Below are 20,546 nucleotides of genomic sequence, written 5' to 3' on the forward strand. Positions count from 1 at the left end.
GGCTTCTCAAAATGAGAGACCGTCTTTTTTTATGGTTTAAGAAGCACTTTAATGGCTCCGTCTGTTTTCGTATCAAACACCTCATAACCGTGCTTTGCTTGATCTAACGGCAGAACATGTGTGATGATGTCGCCCGGATCTACTTTACCTGTAGCAATCAGTTCATACAGGTACGGCATATAATGAATGACGGGGGCTTGGCCGGTTCTAATATTTACGTTCCTTTGGAAGATGTCTCCGAATGGAAATGCATTGTATCTCATTCCGTACACACCTGTCACTTGAATTGTGCCGCATTTTCTGACAGCCTGTGCCGCCGTTACCAGCGCACCCATGGCTCCGCCGTGCATTTTAACACCGGTGGCGAGAAATTCAAGCGGGGACATTTTGCCGTCCATTCCGACGCAGTCGATGACGACATCTGCACCGCCCTGTGTGATTTCTTTCAAATATGAACCAGCGTTTTCATGATGCTCGAAATTAACGATTTCTACATTGTTTGTTTTTTTTGCGTGCTGAAGGCGATAGTCTACATAATCCACTGCAATGACTCTTTTGGCGCCTTTCATCCATGCGAATTTTTGCGCGAGCAGCCCGACAGGACCGCAGCCGAGAATAATGACGGTATTTCCCTCTTTTACTCCTGCGTTGTCTACGCTCCAATAGGCTGTCGACATAGCGTCTGAAAGCAATACCAATTTCTCATCTTCTACTTCACAGTCATCAGGAAGTTTAAAGGGAGTGAAGTTAGCATAGGGGACGCGCATGTATTCAGCCTGGCCTCCGGGATAGCCGCCTGCTGAGTCTGAATAGCCAAAATAAGCACCGACTTCGCCGTTTGCATTTGAATTGTCACATTGGCTTTCAAGCTGGTTTTTGCAGAAAAAACATTCGCCGCAGCTGACGTTAAACGGTATGATGACACGATCGCCTTTTTTAACCTTGTGAACGTCGGGGCCTGTTTCTTCAACAATGCCCATTGGTTCATGGCCGATGATATAATCTTCAGGAAAATTGGGAACCATGCCGTGAATTAGGTGTAAATCAGATCCGCAGATTGCTGTGGTTGTCAGTTTGACGATGATATCATCAGGTTTTTTGATTTCTGGCGCTTTTACCTCTTTGACGCGGACGTCTTTAATGCCTTGATACGTAACAGCTTTCATTCATGATGTCTCCTTATTGTTTAGTGATCGGGCGTTGCGAATGTTCCGAGACGGTTCGTGTTATCGGGGAAAAGTTTTAGCCCAGCGATATCAACGGCTGTTTGTGCTGATTTCATATCGATTTGAAATTGTTTGTCCAAGTCAGAAGGGAAAAGCCAGCCTTTTTCCATCATGAGCTGTGATAGTTCTCCGTGCAGGTAAATAGCGGCGTCTAATTGATTTCGCAATGCTGTTCTGAGTTCTGGGCTTGCGGTTTCCGTGATGGCGACAGCATAATTTTTGATGCCGGTTTTTACGGAAATTAAGAAATCTAGGGCAAGTGCTGAATCAGCAAGGTCAGGCATGCCTTTTGCGTTTTTCGGGTCTAAGAAATCGTTCAATGATAGTCACCTCCTGTTATTGTCGGGGCCTTTTGATAGAGGCTCTGAAGCTCAGTTACGTCCCGTACAGACTGCTGTACATCCTTCTCCATAAGGGCTCTCAGTTCCTGATCGAACACCAGTCCCTGCATCATTTTTGATTTAAGTAAACATACGGTTTTGAAGTTGAGGATTTCGTGTAAATCAACTGTTTCGTGGTTTGCCAAACGGTCTTGTTCCATTTTTTCGGTCACCTCCTGATTCAAAGGTATTTTTACCTTGTATCATGCTTTTATGCGAAAGTGCTATAATGGGGAAAATATTTTCTTGGGGGAGTCGGATGATGAAACAGATTATTGCGATGGGCGGCGGAGGTTTTTCAATGGAACCAGATCATCTGGTTCTTGATCAATTTATCATTAATCAGTCAAAGCAGCCCTCACCTCGCATTTGTTTTTTGCCAACGGCAAGCGGGGATGCGGAGAACTATGTTCAGCGGTTTTACCATGCTTTTCAAAAGCTTGATTGTGACCCGTCTCATTTGTCTTTATTTAAGCCGCCGACAACAGATTTAGCCTCCTTTATTATGGAGAAAGATGTGATTTATGTCGGCGGGGGAAATACAAGAAATTTGCTGGTGCTGTGGAAGGAGTGGGGACTGGATCACATATTGAAAAAAGCTTGGGAGAACGGGATTATTTTAGCGGGATTAAGTGCAGGTGCGATCTGCTGGTTTGAAGAAGGTGTGACGGATTCTGCCGGACCGCTGACCGGTTTGAAAAGCTTGGGTTTTTTGCAAGGCAGTTTTTGTCCTCATTATGATGGAGAAAAGGATCGGAGACCTACATATCATCACATGATATCAGAGAAAGCGTTGAGCAGCGGTTATGCGGCGGATGATGGAGCAGCTCTTCATTTTATTGATGATCATTTTTTTCAGGCTGTGAGTTCAAGATCTGATGCAAATGCGTATCAGGTGGTGCTTCATGAAAATGAAATCTCCGAAATAGCATTGCCGATTACATATTTGTCTTGAATTTGCTGAATATTTTATACATTGCTCTTTTTTTCAGTTTGTTTTTATGATACTATAAGTGCGAAATTAATAGTTACTGGGGGTGCCCGCTGACGGGCTGAGAGAGAAGATATGCTTCTTAACCCTTTGGACCTGATCTGGTTCGTACCAGCGTGGGGAAGTAGAGGAATTGTTTTTATTATTGCTGAATACTGCAATAATATGTTTCTTTCTGACTGTAACCGGGTTCATTCAATTGAATCCGGTTTTTTGTGCTGGTTATGGGCTTGATTTTGTCCTTTCAAACAAAGAGAGGGGAAGGATAAGTGATGCAAAATCATTCAGTGCAGCAAGCCAACATTTCCATTATGTCGAGTTTTTCGGGGAGTAAAAAAGTATATGTAGAGGGGGCTTCGCCGGATATTCAAGTGCCGATGAGAGAAATTGAACTCAGTCCGACAACAGGATCATTCGGCGAAGAGGAAAACGCGCCGGTTCGTGTCTATGATACAAGCGGACCGTATACGGACCCCGATGTAAAAATTAATATTCAAGAAGGTTTAAAACCGCTTCGGCACAAGTGGATCACTGGGCGCGGCGATGTTGAAAAATACGATGGACGTGCTGTGAAGCCAGAAGACAACGGCTATAAAAAGGCTAACCCTAATGTAAGCTATCCCGGGTTAAAACGGAAACCGCTGCGGGCGAAAACAGGCCAAAATGTCACTCAAATGCATTATGCGAAAAAGGGGATAATTACCCCTGAAATGGAGTTTATCGCTATTCGTGAGCATGTGTCTCCCGAATTTGTCAGAGATGAAGTAGCCAGCGGCCGGGCGATTATTCCAGCAAATATTAATCATCCGGAAAGTGAACCAATGATAATCGGCCGAAATTTCCATGTGAAAATTAACGCGAATATCGGGAATTCAGCCGTTACATCTTCGATTGAAGAAGAAGTGGAAAAAATGACGTGGGCGATTCGCTGGGGAGCAGATACGATGATGGATCTTTCCACGGGGAAAGATATTCATACGACGCGTGAATGGATTATCCGAAATTGTCCGGTTCCGGTTGGCACCGTTCCGATCTATCAAGCGCTTGAAAAAGTAAACGGTGTAGCGGAGGATTTAACGTGGGAAATCTACCGTGACACGCTGATTGAGCAGGCTGAACAGGGTGTGGATTATTTTACGATTCACGCGGGTGTTTTGCTGCGATATGTGCCGCTAACTGCTAAACGGACAACGGGAATTGTGTCACGCGGCGGAGCGATTATGGCCCAGTGGTGTCTGGCTCATCATCAGGAAAGCTTTCTGTATACTCATTTTGAAGAAATCTGTGAAATTATGAAAACGTATGATATTGCCTTTTCTCTTGGAGACGGGCTTCGCCCAGGGTCAATTGCCGATGCCAATGACGAAGCGCAGTTTGCTGAATTAGAGACTCTCGGAGAACTCACGCAAATTGCCTGGAAGCATGATGTTCAGGTGATGATTGAGGGGCCGGGTCATGTGCCGATGCATAAAATCAAGGAGAACGTCGATAAACAAATGGAAATCTGTAAAGAAGCGCCTTTTTACACGCTAGGACCGCTGACGACGGATATTGCACCGGGCTATGACCACATTACATCAGCGATCGGAGCGGCGATGATCGGCTGGTACGGTACGGCCATGCTTTGTTATGTGACGCCGAAGGAGCATCTCGGGCTGCCAAACCGTGAAGATGTGCGGGAAGGGGTTATTACATACAAAATTGCGGCGCATGCGGCTGACCTTGCAAAAGGGCATCCGGGAGCGCAAATACGAGATGACGCTTTATCAAAAGCCCGCTTTGAATTCCGCTGGCGAGACCAATTTAACCTGTCGCTTGATCCGGAAAGAGCGCTTGAATATCATGATGAGACCCTGCCTGCTGAAGGGGCGAAAACGGCTCATTTCTGTTCGATGTGCGGGCCGAAATTTTGCAGCATGAGAATTTCTCAGGATATCCGTGATTATGCCAAAGACAAAGAGCTTAATGAGTGGGATGCCATTCAAGAGGGCATGAAAGAAAAAGCCGAGGAATTTGTGAATCAAGGGAGCAAACTTTATAAGTAACAGTATAGAAAGTCATTGACAGGCCGAATTGAATACGTTTAAATATAGCTAATATACATTTCCAACATTTGCTGATCGGATCACCGAAGGCTCTTATCTTTTGAGATAAGAGCCTTTTTTATTTTTAAAGGAGGGAGAAATGATGGGAACCAAAAAAGAGAAAGGGAGAAGACGCTTCAGAAAACGAAAAACATATGGCAATCAGATGCTGCCGCTGGCGCTTCTTATTGAAAAGAACAAGCGGGAGATAATGAATAGTGAGGAGTTAATGGAAAAAATTTATATGAAGATTGACGAGAAGCATACGGCAATCCGTAAATCTATGTAAAAAACCCGCTGAATAAACAGCGGGTTTTTTTCTATGCTATTAAACTTCTTTTTTAATCGGCAAACCTAAGCCCTCTGCTACGCGTCTTCCGTATTCAGGATCAGCTTTGTAAAAGTGCTCGATTTGGCGGAGTTTGATATCTTCTTTTTCTACTGGTTTCATTGCATTTACGATATTTTCTACAAGGCGTGTGCGTTCCTCTTCGCTCATTAAACGGTAGAGATCGCCTGCTTGTGTGTAGTGATCATTGTGATCGTAGCTTACGCTGTCAGCCATTCCTTGTACTGGATAAGCCGCTTGTTTATCCTCAGGTGATTCAGTCGGTCCGCCGAAGCTGTTTGGCTCGTAGTAGACGGAGCCGCCGCCGTTATTGTCAAAGCGCATTTGTCCGTCACGCTGATAGTTTCTTACTTCGTTGCGTGCGCGGTTGATCGGCAGGGCCTGGTGGTTTGCTCCGACACGGTAGCGATGCGCATCATGATACGCAAACAGACGCCCTTGAAGCATTTTATCCGGTGATACATCAATACCGGGGACCAGTGTTCCAGGTGAGAATGTTGCTTGTTCTACTTCTGCAAAGTAGTTTTCCGGATTTCTGTCAAGAACCATACGGCCGACTTCAATGAGCGGATAGTCTTTTTGAGACCATACTTTTGTGACATCAAACGGATCGAAGCGGTACGTATTTGCATCTTCTAAAGGCATGATTTGCACATATAATTTCCATGCAGGGAAATCGCCGTTTTCGATTGCATTGAACAGATCTTCAGTATGATAATCGGGGTTTTCACCGGCAATTTTTGCTGCTGTCTTCACATCAAGGTTCTTCACGCCTTGTTCTGTTTTAAAGTGATACTTGATCCATACGCCTTCGCCTTCGGCATTTGTCCATTTGAATGTATGGCTACCAAAACCGTGCATGTGGCGAAGTGTAGCAGGAATTCCGCGGTCAGACATCAGGATCGTCACTTGGTGTAGAGATTCCGGTGAAAGTGACCAGAAATCCCATACAGCTGTAGGATTTTTCAAGTGTGTTTTTGGATCTCTTTTTTGTGTATGGATAAAATCAGGGAACTTAATCGCATCGCGGATGAAGAATACCGGCGTATTGTTGCCGACGATGTCATAGTTTCCTTCTTCTGTATAAAACTTAACAGCAAATCCGCGCGGGTCGCGAACGGTGTCAGCAGAGCCAAGTTCACCGGCAACTGTTGAGAAACGGATGAACAAAGGTGTGCGTTTGCCGACTTCTGATAAGAAAGCAGCTTTTGTATATTTTGTTACATCGTTTGTCACTTCAAAATAACCGTGTGCGCCTGCACCTTTAGCATGAACGACACGCTCAGGAACACGTTCTCTGTTAAAATGGGCCAATTTTTCGAGTAAGTGTACATCTTGGATTAAAGTTGGTCCGCGAGAACCGGCAGTCATTGAATTTTGATTATCTCCAACTGGAGCTCCCCAGCTAGTTGTCAGTTTATTTGAACTCATGTCATCACCTCTTGGAATTGATAAGAACATAATATCATCTCTAAGTAAAAAGTCAATATTATTTTATAATGATTATAAAATAATCATTTGTATAATACGATAAAAACTATTGAAAAAAGCAGAAAACCCTTGGCAGAACAGTTTAATAGAGATGATCGAGGGTTCATAGAAATAAGCGCTATTTGCGAATATGAAAAGTAAGTGATAAACATTAATCCAAAAAATGTTGAATAAAAAAGAGTTGACATATTGGAATAATTTGAATTAACATGATATTCAAACAAAAAACAATTGGGCAGCTGATCGGACCGCCGAAGGCTCTCATCTCTACAAAAACAGAGATGGGGGCCTTTTTGTTTTTTTTAGAAGGCGGGGTTGGCAGAAGGAGAGGGATAAAAGTGGCTGTGACCATCAACATCAAGGAAAAAGCATTTGCTCAAGAAGGCCGCCAAACTACGGTCTTGGAGAATATTCAATTATCAATTGCACCGGGTGAGTTTTTAACGATCATCGGACCGAGCGGATGCGGAAAAAGCACACTTTTAAAGATAATTGCAGGACTTGATTCTGATTTTAGCGGGAGTGTCGAAATTAACGGACGCTATGTGACTGCACCAGGTATTCAGCAAGGATTTATTTTTCAGGAACACCGTCTTTTTCCTTGGCTGACGGTTGAGCAGAATATTGCCGCCGATTTGAATTTGAAAGATCCTAAAGTCAAACAGAAGGTAGATGAACTGATCGAGATTGTCAGATTAAAAGGATCGGAGAAAGCATATCCGCGTGAGCTGTCGGGCGGTATGTCTCAAAGAGTGGCCATCGCACGAGCTCTTCTGCGGGAGCCGGAGGTGCTGCTTTTGGATGAACCGTTCGGTGCGTTAGACGCGTTTACTCGAAAACACCTTCAAGACGTGCTGCTGGATATATGGCGGAGGAAAAAGACAACGATGATACTCGTCACTCATGATATAGATGAATCTGTTTATTTAGGGAATGAGATTGCGATCCTAAAAGCTAAACCGGGAAAAATTCACAAGCTGATGCCAATTCATCTGACTTATCCCCGAAACAGGACGACGACTGATTTCCAAGCGATCAGACAGAAAGTGCTGTCGGAATTCGAAAAAACAGAAGACTTTGAGTATGCAGAAGGATCAGGGATATAGAAAGGGCTGAAGCAGAGATGAAAAAAGGAATCATTGTATTGGCATCTATTTTTTTTCTGCTGGCAGGGTGCGGAGCAAATGGAGCCAGCGGTGATAAAAAACCATTGAAAGAAATTCGGATCGGAATACAGCAAAGCTTAAGCCCGCTTTTAATTGCCAAGGAAAAAGGCTGGTTTGAAAAGGCTTTTGAAAAAGAAGGCATCAAGGTGAAATGGGTGGAGTTTCAAAGCGGGCCGCCACAATTTGAAGGGCTTGCAGCAGATAAACTTGACTTTTCTCAAGTCGGCAATTCACCAGTGATCGCTGGACAGGCGGCAGGCATTGATTTTAAAGAAATCGGCTTGTCTCAGGACGGATTAAAGGCGAACGGAATACTTGTGAATCCAGCCAGCGGGATTAAGGAGGTCAAAGATTTAAAAGGAAAGAAAATTGCTGTAGCGAAAGGCAGCAGCGGCTTTGACTTTTTGTATAAAGCGCTTGATCAATCAGGCTTGTCAGCTGATGACGTGACCATTATTCAGCTGCAGCCTGATGAATCGGCCTCTGCGTTTGAAAACGGTTCGGTTGACGCTTGGTCCATCTGGGAGCCGTACCTATCCTTAGAAACAATCAAACACGGAGCGAAACTTCTTGTGAACGGGGAAAGCACCGATTTATATTCACCAGGGTTTACATTAGTTAGAACAACATTCTCTAAGGAACATCCAGACGAAGTGGTCCGTTTTCTGAAGGTATTTAATCAGGCGGTTGTATGGCAAAAGGAACATCCGGATGAAGCGGCTGACTTGTATGCAAAAATAAAAGATCTCGATAAAAAGGTCGTTGAAAATGTGCTGAAAAATACGGAGCCTCTGAATGAGGTTATTAGTGAAGACATTATAAAAGCGCAGCAGGAGACAGCGGATTTTCAATTTAAAACAAAAGCGATAGATAAGAAAATTGATGTGAGAGAAGTTGTTGATAATTCATTTATCAAAAAAGCGTTAAAGGAAAAAGTCTCTGGAGGTGATCCATCATGAAAGCAGAGGCTGCAGGTTCACTGCCGAAAGCAAATGCTGAAGCGATACAAAGAAAGCCCCATAGAATCAAATACGGGTGGGCAAAGGGGCTTCTGCTGCCTGCTGTGATCATAGCCATCTGGCAGGTGATCGGCAGTCTTGGCATCGTGTCGGCGACAGTGCTCCCTACACCTGTTGCGATCTTGCTGACGTTTAAAGAGCTCATTTTGACAGGCGAGCTCTTTGGCCATCTGCAAATCAGTATATACCGGGCAGCGCTTGGTTTTGTACTTGGTGCGGGGCTTGGACTATTGATCGGAATTTTGGCCGGATTTTCAAAACGGACGGAATTGTATCTTGACCCATCATTGCAAATGCTCAGAACCGTTCCGCATCTGGCTGTCACGCCGCTGTTTATTTTATGGTTCGGTTTTGATGAAATATCTAAAATTTTGCTGATTGCGCTCGGCGCTTTCTTCCCTGTGTATATCAATACATTTAACGGCATTCGCGGAGTTGACGCTAAGCTGTTCGAAGTTGCCCGGGTGCTTGAATTTAAATGGCACCAGCAGATGACAAAAGTGATTGTGCCGGCATCCCTGCCCAATATATTGCTCGGCATTCGCTTATCGCTGGGTATTGCATGGCTTGGGCTTGTTGTAGCGGAGCTGATGGGTTCAAGCTCAGGGGTCGGTTATATGATCATGGATGCCAGACAATTTTCACAAACAAATAAAGTGTTTGCCGGGATTATCATTTTTGCGGTGGTTGGAAAGCTGACGGATTCTTTTGTCAGACTGCTTGAACGAAAGCTATTAAAGTGGAGAAACAGTTACGAGGGAAAATAGACGAAAAGGAGAGATTGATATGGACATTCTTTGGTTTATTCCGACACATGGAGATGCAAGGTATTTAGGGTCGGAAAGCGAGGGGCGGACGGCGGATCATGAATACTTTAAACAAGTGGCGCAGGCCGCTGACAGGCTGGGGTATACAGGAGTCCTTCTGCCGACGGGAAGATCGTGCGAGGACCCTTGGCTCACAGCCGCTGCGTTAGCCGGGGAAACAAAGGACTTAAAGTTTTTAGTCGCGGTACGGCCTGGGTTAATGCAGCCTTCTCTTGCAGCCAGAATGACCTCTACCTTAGATCACATTTCAGATGGACGGCTGCTGATTAATGTTGTGGCAGGGGGCGATCCGTACGAGCTAGCCGGGGACGGACTGTTTATCAGTCATGATGAGCGCTATGAAGCAACGGACGAATTTTTAACTGTTTGGCGGGGGCTTTTGCGCGGAGAAACGGTTACCTATGAAGGAAACCATATAAAAGTGGAAAACAGCAATCTGCTATTCCCGCCGCGGCAAGCACCGCACCCGCCTATCTATTTCGGCGGGTCCTCACAGGCTGGAATTGAAGTCGCGGCAAAGCATACAGATGTGTATTTAACGTGGGGTGAGCCGCCTGAGCAGGTAAAAGAAAAGATCGAGAGAGTCAAAAAGCAAGCGGAAAAAGAGGGAAGAACAGTGCGGTTCGGCATTAGGCTGCATGTGATCGCCCGTGAAACAGAACATGAGGCGTGGGAAGCGGCTGAGCGTTTAATCAGCCATTTGGATGATGACACGATTGCCAAAGCACAGAACGCTTTGCGCCGTGCTGATTCTTCGGGTCAAAAGCGGATGGCGGAGCTTCATCGAGGCGATCGGACAAAGCTTGAAATCAGCCCGAATCTGTGGGCGGGTATCGGCCTGGTCAGAGGAGGGGCAGGCACGGCTCTTGTCGGAGATCCGCAGACTATTGCCGACCGCATAGCGGAGTACCAGGCCCTCGGCATTGAATCATTTATTTTTTCCGGCTATCCTCATTTAGAAGAAGCGTACTATTTTGCAGAGCTCGTCTTTCCGCTTTTGCCGTTCGAAAATGAGCGGACAAGGAAGCTTCAGAAAAAAAGAGGAGAAGCCGTCGGTAACACTTATTTTGTCAAAGAGAATCATGCGTCAGTTTAAGTGAAAACACAGCCTCCGAACATGGTATGATAATCAAAAAAGGGGGCTGTTTTTTCTGAAAATACTTATAAGTGCCGTTACTCTGTTGGTCATGCTGTCTGCATGCGGAAATACGAAGCACATGGAAATCAAAGAGGCAGATGTTTCAGATATTGAAAAAAACAGAATGAAGATTGCGGCTCCGCATTCATTCGCTGCTGAAGTGACTAATATCAACGAAAGCATTTCTGAGGCTGACATGTACATTGAACATTACCAAAACGGAAAGCTTGTTGAAACGATAGGTCCGGTAACTGCTGATTACACGGAAGAAAATCCCGATACATTACAATTTGTTTATTTTGAGAATGAGGAAGGGCAGAAAAAAATGAGCACCGTTCACTTTGGCATTGTTGATGAACAAGGGAGCAGCACGGCTGCTTCATCGTTTCAGCGTGACGTCAGCGCTGTACAGGAAATGACTCAAAATATATCATCAGCAGAGCCAATTTCTTTCGGGAAACCGATATTGATCGGCAGCAGCATAAAGGATTCTAACGGTACAATGAAAACCACTGGAAACAAAAATGAACTGATCAAACATAAAGATGCTCTGCTTTATTATGTTGAATTGCATAAATAAAATGGACGGCTTCGGCCGTCTGTTTTACCGAGCGGTGTGCTTGCATTTTAGAATACATCGTGATACATTTTAAATCGTAAATGTTACGATTTAAAGGAGGCTTTTTCTTGGCTAAGAAATCAAAAGTGGCAAAAGAATTAAAACGCCAGAAGCTTGTTGAACAATATGTTGCTATCAGACAAGAGTTAAAGGCAAAAGGAGATTACGAAGCACTCAGCAAGCTGCCGAGAGATTCAGCACCGGGAAGACTCCATAACCGCTGTATGGTAACGGGCCGCCCGAGAGGATATATGAGAAAATTTAAAATGTCCAGAATTGCATTTAGGGAGCTGGCGCATAAAGGTCAAATTCCGGGTGTGAAAAAAGCAAGCTGGTAAGAAAAAACTCCGGACGATTACACCGCGCCGGAGTTTTTTTCATTTTTCTTGAAGGAAATGACGTAGGATATGTGCTGGATGATCATGATGATAAACACGATAATAATAGGGAAAAAGGGAATGTGTGACTGAAACAGCGGATAAAAAATGAGCAGGACAGCGGCGGCAGGCAGTGAAAAGTAGACGGCGATATATGACGCACGGCAGGCTTTTGCCGTCATCATCTGCTCTCTTTCATCCTGTTCCTCAAATTCATCTGGCAGCAGGAGATTTTTTGACGCAGGTCGGCTTTTCTTTTGTAAATAGATATAAACTGCAGCTGCCGCAATAAAAAGAATAAACGGGGTGATGTTTATTTCAAACATCATCTGGCCGTTCCTTGTGCTGAAAAAGGCTTCAATGCCTTCCGAAGCTTCAAAGTATGCAATCAGTGTCCAGCATGCAAGGCCGAACAAAACGAGGTGAAATGCTGCTTTTGTTTTCATGCCCATATTAGTCTTCCTCCTCTAGCCAAAAGACATCCTCCATTTTCATGGAGAAGGCTTTGCAGATTTTTAATGCTAATAACAGTGAGGGAACATAGTCTCCTTTTTCAATTGCTGCTACCGTTTGTCTCGTGACGCCGACCGTTTCTCCGAGTTTTTCCTGAGAATAGCTGAAACGCGCTCTGAGCTCTTTCACTTTATTTTTCATCATGACGTCTGCCACCTTCACATTCTCACTTTCTTCCATTGTATAGTTTATTTAACATTATGTAAATGTAACTTAACAATATTACAAAAATAAAAATTTTTTTCGACAAATTTTTTATATTCTCTTGACGAAAAATTAATAAACGTGTAACATAATAAAAGTCAAAGCGGTGCTGACACCGCCAATAATAAATGCGGGTGTAGTTTAGTGGTAAAACCTCAGCCTTCCAAGCTGATGTCGTGAGTTCGATTCTCATCACCCGCTCCATACATACGTTATTAACGCAGTGTTTCGTTTCTCAGATAAACGAAGTATTGCGTTTTTTTATGTGAAAAAGAACACGAATCTCGTGTTCTTTTACGTAAGCCAATGTACTGTATGGCAGCCGCCGTGAATTTGTTCAAACATTTTCGTTAATGATGTTAATAGGTTAACGGCGTTTTCTTTTTTAATCGATGGCGGGAAAAAGATGATTTGCAGCATGCTTTTTGTATCTGCTGTGACGGGTTTTTGATTGACTTTGTTTTTGAAATCGCCGAATACCCCGTCTTCATCAGAATAAATCAGTATGTTATCTTTTTCTCCTACTGAAATCCGGACTGGCTCCTGGAGCTTGCCGGCATCATAGATCATAATGGGGAGAGAATATTTTAACGCGAAAAAATGTATGGTATCATGGGCTGAATCCTCGCTTTCCATGAATTGTTCTTTGGATATCGGGATCAGCATTTGCTCCATCGGCGTTTTTTCTCCCTCGAATGAAGGGTCAAGCTGCTTAAAGATTGTCTGCCATTCTTTGACGTAAGGCTGGCTGGAAATTCCGCCGTCCGCATAGTCAAAAAACAGGGACTCTTGAAATAAACGAAGTCTGCCTTTCAGCATTTGCGGAGAGGATCCGACTTCAATATTTTCATATATCACAGCGGCTGCATTTATTCCTGCCGCGCGTTCAGTAATAACAGGATCAAGTTTGATATTCACATGCATTCACTCCAATTACGGGATATCAACCTATTATACAACGGCTTATTGTTTTATCACAAAGAAAGGAGGCTGTGCAAACCATGAACGTTTATCAGCTGAAAGAAGAATTAATTGAATACGCGAAAAGCATTGGCGTGGACAAGATCGGTTTTACGACCGCTGATACATTTGACAGTTTAAAAGACCGTTTGATTCTTCAGGAGTCACTCGGATATCTTTCCGGTTTTGAAGAGCCTGATATTGAAAAAAGAGTGACGCCGACGCTGCTTTTGCCGAAAGCGAAATCAATCGTGGCGATTGCACTTGCTTATCCTTCGAGAATGAAGGATGCGCCAAGAAGCACGCGAACTGAGCGCAGAGGCATTTTTTGCAGAGCCTCCTGGGGAAAGGACTATCATGACGTCCTGCGGGAAAAGCTCGATCTTCTGGAGGATTTCCTGAGAAGCAAGCATGAGGATATCAGGACAAAATCAATGGTCGATACGGGTGAATTGTCTGATCGGGCAGTGGCGGAACGGGCCGGAATTGGGTTCAGCGCCAAAAATTGTATGATTACAACGCCAGAGTACGGGTCTTATGTGTATTTGGCGGAAATGATTACAAATATACCTTTCGAGCCGGATGTGCCGATTGAGGATATGTGCGGATCATGCACCAAATGTTTAGATGCTTGCCCGACGGGAGCGCTTGTGAACCCTGGGCAGCTTAACGCTCAGCGCTGTATATCTTTTCTGACCCAGACAAAAGGATTTTTGCCGGATGAATTCCGCACGAAAATCGGAAACCGACTGTATGGATGCGATACGTGCCAAACGGTATGTCCAATCAATAAAGGGAAGGATTTTCATCTGCATCCTGAAATGGAACCGGATCCCGAGATTGCAAAACCGTTATTGAAGCCGCTTTTAACCATCAGCAACCGTGAATTTAAAGAGAAATTCGGACATGTTTCAGGCTCGTGGCGCGGAAAAAAACCGATTCAGCGGAATGCGATTCTGGCGCTTGCCCACTTTAAAGACACCTCCGCACTGTCTGAACTGACGGAGCTTATGCATAAAGATCCGCGCCCGGTAATCAGGGGAACGGCTGCCTGGGCTATCGGGAAAATCGGAGACAACACATACGCGGAGGAGCTTGAAAAAGCACTGGAAAAAGAAAATGATGAAGAGGCAAAGCAGGAAATTGAAAAAGGAATTGAATTGCTAAAAGCCGGCATGACTAAATAAGTCTTGTCCTGACATACGTATAGAGCAGAAGGAAAAAACACTTGAGATGCAGCCAAGTGTTTTTTCTCTATAAAAAAGTATGTCGGGTGGGGTGAGCTTGAAGCACATATTAGAACAACTAGCGGAGGAGCGTCTCAGCTATCTGGTCAACGGGCATGATCTGAGACAGGAGCCTCAAGTCGGAGACCTGGAAGTCATGGAACGAAAGAAAAAGCTTCTGGAAAAACGTAAGATTGAGATGATAAAAGCGAAAGCAAAAGCTGTCATAGACTATGTGCAGGTTGAGGATGACGGAACCGCATGCATCAGGTATATCATACACTTCGAATATCTATACAAGGAGCAGGATGACAGTCTGTATATGGAAGAGCAGATAGAAGAAAGAGTCGCTTTTGTTTATGATCAAATTCTGATTAAGGATCAGGAAGTGATAAAAAAACCGGCGGGGTTTAGTGAAGGCCAAAGCATTATTGACTATTCACAGGAAGAAAGGGAAGCGTTTGGCCGAGCTTTTCAATATGACCGGCTCGGAGCGGTACAATATGCCGAAAAATATTGGAACAAGCGTAATCCGGCTTATAAGAATTTCAGCGATAATTGTACGAATTTTATTTCTCAGTGTCTTCATGCAGGAGGAGCGCCAATGCGCGGTCACCCGAACAGAGGATCTGGCTGGTGGATGAAACAAAGCTCTTGGAGCTATAGCTGGACGGTGGCGCACTCGATGAAAATGTATTTGACGAATTCCAAGGCCGGCCTTCGGGCGGTTCGGGTGAAATCAGCGGAAGAGCTGGTGCCGGGTGATGTGATTTGCTATGATTTTGAGGGAGACGGCCGGTTTAATCATACAACGATTGTGGTGGCGAAGGACAAAGGCAATATGCCGCTTGTCAACGCCCAGTCCTATGACAGCCGGATGAGGTATTGGTCATACGAGGATTCAACTGCATACACACCGTCTATCCGATATGCCTTTTTTCATATCGTTGATGATACGACAAAAGAGTAATTAATGATATAATGATGGGCGGATAAGAAAAATAGAGGTGAACACAGTGGCATTACATGTCGTTTTATATCAACCAGAAATTCCTGCTAATACAGGGAATATCGCACGTACTTGCGCAGCAACAGATACAACGCTCCACCTGATTCGTCCGCTCGGCTTTTCAACAGATGATAAAATGCTGAAGCGCGCCGGACTTGATTATTGGGAGTTTGTAAACGTAGTGTATCATGACTCGTTAGAAGAATTGTTTGAGGCATATAAAAAAGGGCAGTTTTTCTTCATCACGAAATTCGGCCAAAAGCCGCATACATCTTTTGACTACACGGATATTGACGAGGATTATTTCTTTGTGTTCGGAAGAGAAACAAGCGGCTTGCCAAAGGAATTAATTCAAAATAATATGGACCGATGCCTGCGCCTTCCGATGACAGAGCATGTCAGATCGCTAAATCTGTCCAATACCGCAGCGATTCTTGTGTATGAGGCGCTGCGTCAGCAAAATTACCGAGATTTAAAATAGTGAAAAACCCGCTCATGTGTATGGGCGGGTTTTTTTTATAGAACTGTGTTTTGTTATTTTAGGCTTAACAACGTAACAGTGTTATGTTACAATGTATCCATCAAAGGAGCTGGACTTATGGAAGATCAATTAATCTCTAAAAAAGAATTGCTTGAAGAAACATCCATCTCATACGGTCAGCTGTATCGATGGAAACGAAAAAATTTAATCCCTGAGGAGTGGTTTATACGTAAATCCACATTTACAGGGCAAGAGACGTTTTTTCCTAGAGAGGATATTTTAAAGCGCATTTCAATCATTCAAAAGATGAAAGAAAATTTGTCTTTGGATGAGATGCGGGAGATGCTGTCACCGAAAATGAAGGATGTGAGCATGACAGCTGATGAATTGCTGACGAAAGGTTTGATATCAAAGCCGGCTCTGCATGTCTTTTCAGAAGGCGGAGCAGACACGGTGTTTTCTTCTCGGGATCTGTTGTCGCTGTATGTGCTTGAAGGGCTTTTACAATCCGGAAATGTCAGCTTGGAAGAAGCGAAAATGGCTGCTGAGGTATTGAGGAAGTATGATACAGCGGAGATCAAGAAGCAGACGGAACTGATCATTTTACGCAAGCTGGGTGTAACGACTTGTTTTATAGCGGCTGCCGCAGACAGCATCCTTTTTGAGTCGTCCGTCAAGATTGTCGAAAGAGTGGATTTAGCAAATGCTTCAGAGGAACTAAAGACAAAATATATGCAGGAGGGCCATCAATGGAAATAATGGATAATCTGGTGATAAACGGTACGGGGAGTTCAAAGGGCGGAAAATTTCAATCAGTTGAGATTAATGGCAGCGGAACCGTGGCCGGAGACGTGGAGTGTGACTCTTTTTCATTTAACGGGACCGGTAAAGCGGATGGGAGCGTCAAGGCAAAAACAGTAACCATCAGCGGTTCAGGGAAAATTCATGGGGATGTTGAAGCAGAATCCATCCGCATGAATGGAACAGGCTTTATTCAAGGTGATACCGCCGCTAAACAATTGAAGGTTGCGGGATCGTCAACATTTGGCGGAACAGTCAAGGCTGATGACATTGTGATCACCGGAAAGGCGGTCATGGAAGCTGATTGTGAAACGGAAAGATTTCAGACCGAAGGGAAATGCATAGTCAGCGGTCTTTTAAATGCTGATCAGGTGAATATCAAGCTTTCTTCCGGAGAGAGTTATGTGCGGGAAATCGGCTGCCGCCATCTTCAAGTGACGGGCAGAAAAGGGATGCTGACATTGCTGAAGCTGATGCCGACTCCTGTGTTAACGGCTGAACTGATCGAGGGGGACGTGATTGAGCTGACAAACACGAACGCCAAGACTGTGCGGGGAAACACAGTGAAAATCGGTCCGAACTGCCGGATTGAGACCGTGGAATACAGCGGTGATTATACTTGTGATCCGAACGCTTCGGTAGGCATGTACACAAGAATGTAAGGAGGATCATATGGAAACAGTAAAATTAGGGAATTTAAAATTATATGGTGCCGGGCACGCTGCGGGAGGTGCCTATCACCATGTCAGCATCAAAGGTGAAGGTACGGTTGGAGAAGGACTGTCCGCTGCAGGCTGCCGCATATACGGCACAGGCCGTTTTCTCGGGAACGCGGAGACTGAACGGCTGAAAGTATTCGGAGAAAGCGAGTTTGAAGGCGATTTGACTGCGGACAAAATCAGCATATATGGGACGATGCAAGTCAGAGGCGCTCTTCATGTTGGCCGATTAAAGCTGAAGGGTCTGACTGAGATCGGCGGCAATATGGCAGGGGATTCGTGCGAAGCAAAAGGAAAGCTCAGCGTGAAAGGCGATTGTGAAATCGAATCGTTTCATATCACTGGCTGTGTGGACGTAACAGGTTTGTTGAATGCAGGCGAGATTGATATCGGATTGAGCCATGATGCCAGCCGGGTTCGGGAAATAGGCGGAACGTCCATTACTGTAAAAAAACGTGCGCGCTTTTTTACGCGAAAAAAAGCGAAACTAACTGCGGAGCTGATTGAAGGAGATAAAATCTATTTGGAAAATACCGAGGCGGCGGTTGTCAGAGGGAAAGAAGTTGTTATCGGGCCAGGCTGTAAAATCGGCACAGTTGAGTTTGAAAACAAATGCGAATGCGATCAGCATTCAAAAATGATGAAAAGAATTAAGTTGTAAAACACTGTTCTGTTACAAAGAAAAAGGGTGCTCTCAGGAGGGAGCACCCTTTTCTTTTTATTCTTTTCCCGCCTTGCTATCGTACCCTGCGGTAAAAATTGATACTAAAAAAGTGACAATGACTCCCATCATGATGATTGTTTTCACCGTCTCTCCCCCTCTTCAATTTTTCCTGCTGTCCGAGTCTGGATGATTCTGTATTTTCTTTATTATGAACGCACGCAGTCTGCCTTGTCAACGCTGTATAAGGTATCTTTATTTTTAAGAAACCAAAGCATGTATCACGAGCTGACGGCATAGATTGTATCAAAGTACCTTTTTTTGCACAGCGCATCAAACATGATAGAGGAGGTCCTTATGGATATATTAAAGAAAATTGAAAAGTACAGAGAGGAAGAGCAGCGTCTGAAATGGGAAGGAACATTCGCTGATTATTTGGAGATTATTAAAGAGAATCCAATGGTCGCGCAATCTGCTCATTCTCGTGTTTTTAATATGATAAAAGACAGCGGGATAGAGGAGATTGACGGACGGAAGAAGTACAGCTTTTTTGACCGCGAGCTGTTCGGGCTTGAAGAATCCCTCGAGCGCCTTGTGGAAGAATATTTTCATCCGGCAGCGAAAAGGCTTGATGTCAGAAAGCGGATTCTACTTTTAATGGGCCCTGTGAGCGGCGGTAAATCAACGCTGGTCACGATGCTCAAAAAAGGTCTTGAAGCGTACACGCTGACGGATAATGGTGCTGTATACGCGATTAAAGGCTGCCCGATGCACGAGGACCCCCTTCATTTAATCCCTCATCATTTGCGGGAGGATTTTTACAGAGAATACGGCATTAGAATAGAAGGAAGTCTGTCACCATTAAATGTGATGAGGCTGGAGGAAGAGTACGGAGGGCGTATTGAAGATGTGAGGGTGGAACGGATCTTCTTTTCTGAGGATAAGCGTACGGGAATCGGCACCTTCAGCCCGTCTGACCCGAAATCTCAGGATATTGCCGATTTGACGGGAAGTATTGATTTTTCAACCATTGCCGAGTACGGTTCTGAATCTGATCCGCGCGCCTACCGGTTTGACGGAGAGCTGAACAAGGCGAACCGAGGCATGATGGAGTTTCAGGAGATGCTGAAATGTGATGAGAAGTTTCTCTGGCATTTGCTCTCACTGACACAGGAAGGGAATTTTAAAGCCGGGCGATTTGCGTTAATTTCTGCTGATGAGCTGATCGTAGCTCACACGAATGAAACGGAGTATCGCTCATTTATTTCTAATAAGAAAAACGAAGCCTTGCACTCCAGAATTATTGTGATGCCTGTTCCTTATAACTTAAAAGTGTCTGAGGAAGAAAGAATTTATGAAAAAATGATCGCAGAAAGTGATGTATCGGATGTTCATATTGCTCCTCACACCCTTAAGGTCGCCGCGATGTTTTCAATCCTTACGAGATTAAAAGAGCCGAAGCGGTCTGATATTGATCTGGTGAAGAAAATGAGACTGTATGACGGAGAAAGTGTGGAAGGCTTTAATTCAGTAGACGTTGAGGACATGAAGAAAGAATATAATGATGAGGGGATGAGCGGAATTGACCCGCGCTACGTGATCAACCGCATTTCTTCAACCATTATCAGAAAAAATATGGAGTCGATCAATTCCCTTGATGTTCTCCGTTCTTTAAAAGAAGGACTTGATCAGCATCCGTCTATTTCAAACGAGGATCGGGAGCGGTACTTGAATTTTATTTCTGCAGCCCGTAAGGAATATGATGATATTGCGAAGAAGGAAGTCCAAAAAGCGTTTGTGTATTCATATGAAGAATCAGCCAAAACGCTCATGGATAATTATCTCGACAACGTAGAGGCTTATTGCAATAAAAATAAGCTGCGTGATCCTTTGACAGGGGAAGAAATGAATCCGGACGAAAAGCTGATGAGATCGATCGAAGAACAGATCGGCATTTCCGAAAACGCGAAAAAAGCGTTCCGCGAAGAAATCTTAATCCGCATCTCCGCTTATGCGAGAAAAGGAAAGCGGTTTGACTACAATTCCCACGAAAGACTGCGTGAAGCCATTCAAAAAAAATTGTTTGCTGATTTGAAGGATGTCGTTAAAATTACGACCTCAACGAAAACGCCTGATGAGCAGCAGCTGAAGAAAGTAAATGAAGTCGTAGCCCGTTTAATTGATGAGCACGGCTACAACTCGACGAGTGCCAATGAGCTGCTGAAATACGTCGGCAGCCTGCTGAACCGATAAGCAAGTGACCCGTCCGAACAGGGCGGGTTGTTTTGTACCATTTTCTAAATAG

At 44.4% G+C, this 20,546-nt stretch carries 23 protein-coding genes, 1 tRNA gene and 1 riboswitch; of the genes, 17 read left to right on the forward strand and 7 right to left on the reverse strand.

The annotated features are described in order from the left end of the window. Positions 1–29: 29 nt before the first annotated feature. The 3 genes from NSS75_RS05080 to NSS75_RS05090 are packed head-to-tail and all read right to left on the reverse strand — an operon-like array spanning position 30 to position 1,767. On the reverse strand, positions 30–1,166 hold the full coding sequence (locus NSS75_RS05080) for a zinc-dependent alcohol dehydrogenase (protein ID WP_101863728.1): 1,137 nt from the start codon (positions 1,164–1,166) through the stop codon (positions 30–32). A gap of 20 nt (positions 1,167–1,186) precedes the next feature. Then, positions 1,187–1,546: a spore coat protein gene (locus NSS75_RS05085; protein ID WP_010333479.1), complete on the reverse strand. Its 360-nt coding sequence runs from the start codon at positions 1,544–1,546 to the stop codon at positions 1,187–1,189. Then, a complete protein-coding gene (locus NSS75_RS05090; protein WP_024120670.1) occupies positions 1,543–1,767 on the reverse strand; it encodes a hypothetical protein in 225 nt (74 codons plus the stop codon). The genes NSS75_RS05085 and NSS75_RS05090 overlap by 4 nt, the downstream gene beginning before the upstream one ends. A 101-nt stretch (positions 1,768–1,868) precedes the next feature. Between NSS75_RS05090 and NSS75_RS05095 the strand changes: the two genes are divergently transcribed. The 3 genes from NSS75_RS05095 (at position 1,869) to NSS75_RS05105 (ending at position 4,970) form a co-directional block, all read left to right on the forward strand. Next, positions 1,869–2,561 (forward strand): Type 1 glutamine amidotransferase-like domain-containing protein, encoded by a 693-nt coding sequence (locus NSS75_RS05095; RefSeq protein ID WP_101863931.1) that lies wholly within the window; start codon positions 1,869–1,871, stop codon positions 2,559–2,561. A 68-nt stretch (positions 2,562–2,629) separates the two neighbouring features. Next, positions 2,630–2,737, forward strand: a riboswitch (TPP riboswitch). A gap of 132 nt (positions 2,738–2,869) precedes the next feature. Beyond that, positions 2,870–4,642, forward strand: a complete 1,773-nt coding sequence (gene thiC, locus NSS75_RS05100; RefSeq protein ID WP_339237564.1) for a phosphomethylpyrimidine synthase ThiC — start codon at positions 2,870–2,872, stop codon at positions 4,640–4,642. A gap of 142 nt (positions 4,643–4,784) precedes the next feature. Next, on the forward strand, positions 4,785–4,970 hold the full coding sequence (locus NSS75_RS05105) for an FbpB family small basic protein (protein WP_024120673.1): 186 nt from the start codon (positions 4,785–4,787) through the stop codon (positions 4,968–4,970). 39 nt (positions 4,971–5,009) lie between these two features. Here NSS75_RS05105 and katA read toward each other — a convergent pair whose 3' ends face one another. Continuing rightward, complete coding sequence (katA, locus tag NSS75_RS05110) at positions 5,010–6,461, reverse strand: catalase KatA (RefSeq protein ID WP_095713780.1); 1,452 nt, start codon at positions 6,459–6,461, stop codon at positions 5,010–5,012. Between the two features lie 398 nt (positions 6,462–6,859). Here katA and NSS75_RS05115 point away from each other — a divergent pair, with 398 nt between their 5' ends. From NSS75_RS05115 to rpsN, 6 genes are all read left to right on the forward strand, one after another. Beyond that, the gene (locus tag NSS75_RS05115) at positions 6,860–7,627 is read left to right on the forward strand and encodes an ABC transporter ATP-binding protein (RefSeq protein WP_095713778.1); all 768 of its coding nucleotides are present in this window, start codon (positions 6,860–6,862) and stop codon (positions 7,625–7,627) included. A 17-nt stretch (positions 7,628–7,644) separates the two neighbouring features. Then, positions 7,645–8,646, forward strand: a complete 1,002-nt coding sequence (locus NSS75_RS05120; protein ID WP_095713777.1) for an aliphatic sulfonate ABC transporter substrate-binding protein — start codon at positions 7,645–7,647, stop codon at positions 8,644–8,646. Beyond that, positions 8,640–9,473, forward strand: a complete 834-nt coding sequence (locus tag NSS75_RS05125) for an ABC transporter permease (RefSeq protein WP_081638258.1) — start codon at positions 8,640–8,642, stop codon at positions 9,471–9,473. The genes NSS75_RS05120 and NSS75_RS05125 overlap by 7 nt, the downstream gene beginning before the upstream one ends. A 19-nt stretch (positions 9,474–9,492) precedes the next feature. Next, on the forward strand, positions 9,493–10,629 hold the full coding sequence (gene ssuD, locus NSS75_RS05130; RefSeq protein ID WP_095713776.1) for an FMNH2-dependent alkanesulfonate monooxygenase: 1,137 nt from the start codon (positions 9,493–9,495) through the stop codon (positions 10,627–10,629). 91 nt (positions 10,630–10,720) lie between these two features. Next, a complete protein-coding gene (locus NSS75_RS05135; protein WP_213418713.1) occupies positions 10,721–11,251 on the forward strand; it encodes a hypothetical protein in 531 nt (176 codons plus the stop codon). A gap of 107 nt (positions 11,252–11,358) precedes the next feature. Next, positions 11,359–11,628, forward strand: a complete 270-nt coding sequence (gene rpsN, locus NSS75_RS05140; protein ID WP_024120680.1) for a 30S ribosomal protein S14 — start codon at positions 11,359–11,361, stop codon at positions 11,626–11,628. Positions 11,629–11,645: 17 nt separating this feature from the next. Here rpsN and NSS75_RS05145 read toward each other — a convergent pair whose 3' ends face one another. Both NSS75_RS05145 and NSS75_RS05150 read right to left on the reverse strand, forming a co-directional pair. Further along, positions 11,646–12,119, reverse strand: coding sequence for a hypothetical protein (locus NSS75_RS05145; protein ID WP_095713775.1), 474 nt, complete (start codon positions 12,117–12,119; stop codon positions 11,646–11,648). A 1-nt stretch (position 12,120) separates the two neighbouring features. Continuing rightward, on the reverse strand, positions 12,121–12,321 hold the full coding sequence (locus NSS75_RS05150) for a helix-turn-helix transcriptional regulator (RefSeq protein WP_010333491.1): 201 nt from the start codon (positions 12,319–12,321) through the stop codon (positions 12,121–12,123). A 193-nt stretch (positions 12,322–12,514) separates the two neighbouring features. Between NSS75_RS05150 and NSS75_RS05155 the strand changes: the two genes are divergently transcribed. After that, positions 12,515–12,588: transfer RNA gene (locus NSS75_RS05155), tRNA-Gly, on the forward strand. 90 nt (positions 12,589–12,678) lie between these two features. Here the strand turns inward: NSS75_RS05155 and NSS75_RS05160 are convergent. Further along, positions 12,679–13,302, reverse strand: coding sequence for a hypothetical protein (locus NSS75_RS05160; RefSeq protein WP_339236308.1), 624 nt, complete (start codon positions 13,300–13,302; stop codon positions 12,679–12,681). Positions 13,303–13,385: 83 nt separating this feature from the next. Between NSS75_RS05160 and queG the strand changes: the two genes are divergently transcribed. The 7 genes from queG to prkA all read left to right on the forward strand — a co-directional run bounded on the left by queG (position 13,386) and on the right by prkA (position 20,494). Then, the gene (gene queG / locus NSS75_RS05165) at positions 13,386–14,531 is read left to right on the forward strand and encodes a tRNA epoxyqueuosine(34) reductase QueG (protein WP_029441191.1); all 1,146 of its coding nucleotides are present in this window, start codon (positions 13,386–13,388) and stop codon (positions 14,529–14,531) included. A gap of 79 nt (positions 14,532–14,610) precedes the next feature. Continuing rightward, positions 14,611–15,540, forward strand: a complete 930-nt coding sequence (locus tag NSS75_RS05170) for an amidase domain-containing protein (protein WP_081638259.1) — start codon at positions 14,611–14,613, stop codon at positions 15,538–15,540. A 37-nt stretch (positions 15,541–15,577) separates the two neighbouring features. Continuing rightward, positions 15,578–16,060, forward strand: coding sequence for a tRNA (uridine(34)/cytosine(34)/5-carboxymethylaminomethyluridine(34)-2'-O)-methyltransferase TrmL (gene trmL, locus NSS75_RS05175; protein ID WP_081638260.1), 483 nt, complete (start codon positions 15,578–15,580; stop codon positions 16,058–16,060). 117 nt (positions 16,061–16,177) lie between these two features. Further along, positions 16,178–16,819, forward strand: coding sequence for a YhbD family protein (locus NSS75_RS05180; protein WP_059336480.1), 642 nt, complete (start codon positions 16,178–16,180; stop codon positions 16,817–16,819). Beyond that, a complete protein-coding gene (locus tag NSS75_RS05185) occupies positions 16,810–17,523 on the forward strand; it encodes a polymer-forming cytoskeletal protein (protein ID WP_339236313.1) in 714 nt (237 codons plus the stop codon). The genes NSS75_RS05180 and NSS75_RS05185 overlap by 10 nt, the downstream gene beginning before the upstream one ends. A 10-nt stretch (positions 17,524–17,533) precedes the next feature. After that, entirely contained in the window at positions 17,534–18,241 is a 708-nt protein-coding gene (locus NSS75_RS05190; RefSeq protein ID WP_024120687.1) for a polymer-forming cytoskeletal protein, read from the forward strand. Between the two features lie 357 nt (positions 18,242–18,598). After that, positions 18,599–20,494, forward strand: coding sequence for a serine/threonine protein kinase PrkA (gene prkA, locus NSS75_RS05195; protein WP_024120689.1), 1,896 nt, complete (start codon positions 18,599–18,601; stop codon positions 20,492–20,494). Positions 20,495–20,546 lie beyond the last annotated feature (52 nt).

The sequence above is a fragment of the Bacillus sp. FSL K6-1012 genome (assembly GCF_037964915.1).
Classification (GTDB): Bacteria; Bacillota; Bacilli; order Bacillales; family Bacillaceae; genus Bacillus; species Bacillus halotolerans.

Bases quoted from the DNA above. Each gene is read 5' to 3' on its own strand.
- thiC (WP_339237564.1), top strand. From the start codon at position 2,870: ATGCAAAATCATTCAGTGCAGCAAGCCAACATTTCCATTATGTCGAGT.
- NSS75_RS05095 (WP_101863931.1), top strand. From the start codon at position 1,869: ATGAAACAGATTATTGCGATGGGCGGCGGAGGTTTTTCAATGGAACCA.
- NSS75_RS05105 (WP_024120673.1), top strand. From the start codon at position 4,785: ATGGGAACCAAAAAAGAGAAAGGGAGAAGACGCTTCAGAAAACGAAAA.
- NSS75_RS05170 (WP_081638259.1), top strand. From the start codon at position 14,611: ATGTCGGGTGGGGTGAGCTTGAAGCACATATTAGAACAACTAGCGGAG.
- NSS75_RS05090 (WP_024120670.1), bottom strand. From the start codon at position 1,767: ATGGAACAAGACCGTTTGGCAAACCACGAAACAGTTGATTTACACGAA.
- NSS75_RS05180 (WP_059336480.1), top strand. From the start codon at position 16,178: ATGGAAGATCAATTAATCTCTAAAAAAGAATTGCTTGAAGAAACATCC.
- NSS75_RS05145 (WP_095713775.1), bottom strand. From the start codon at position 12,119: ATGGGCATGAAAACAAAAGCAGCATTTCACCTCGTTTTGTTCGGCCTT.
- katA (WP_095713780.1), bottom strand. From the start codon at position 6,461: ATGAGTTCAAATAAACTGACAACTAGCTGGGGAGCTCCAGTTGGAGAT.
- NSS75_RS05135 (WP_213418713.1), top strand. From the start codon at position 10,721: ATGCTGTCTGCATGCGGAAATACGAAGCACATGGAAATCAAAGAGGCA.
- NSS75_RS05150 (WP_010333491.1), bottom strand. From the start codon at position 12,321: ATGAAAAATAAAGTGAAAGAGCTCAGAGCGCGTTTCAGCTATTCTCAG.
- NSS75_RS05120 (WP_095713777.1), top strand. From the start codon at position 7,645: ATGAAAAAAGGAATCATTGTATTGGCATCTATTTTTTTTCTGCTGGCA.
- queG (WP_029441191.1), top strand. From the start codon at position 13,386: ATGAACGTTTATCAGCTGAAAGAAGAATTAATTGAATACGCGAAAAGC.
- ssuD (WP_095713776.1), top strand. From the start codon at position 9,493: ATGGACATTCTTTGGTTTATTCCGACACATGGAGATGCAAGGTATTTA.
- NSS75_RS05080 (WP_101863728.1), bottom strand. From the start codon at position 1,166: ATGAAAGCTGTTACGTATCAAGGCATTAAAGACGTCCGCGTCAAAGAG.
- NSS75_RS05190 (WP_024120687.1), top strand. From the start codon at position 17,534: ATGGAAACAGTAAAATTAGGGAATTTAAAATTATATGGTGCCGGGCAC.
- NSS75_RS05185 (WP_339236313.1), top strand. From the start codon at position 16,810: ATGGAAATAATGGATAATCTGGTGATAAACGGTACGGGGAGTTCAAAG.
- prkA (WP_024120689.1), top strand. From the start codon at position 18,599: ATGGATATATTAAAGAAAATTGAAAAGTACAGAGAGGAAGAGCAGCGT.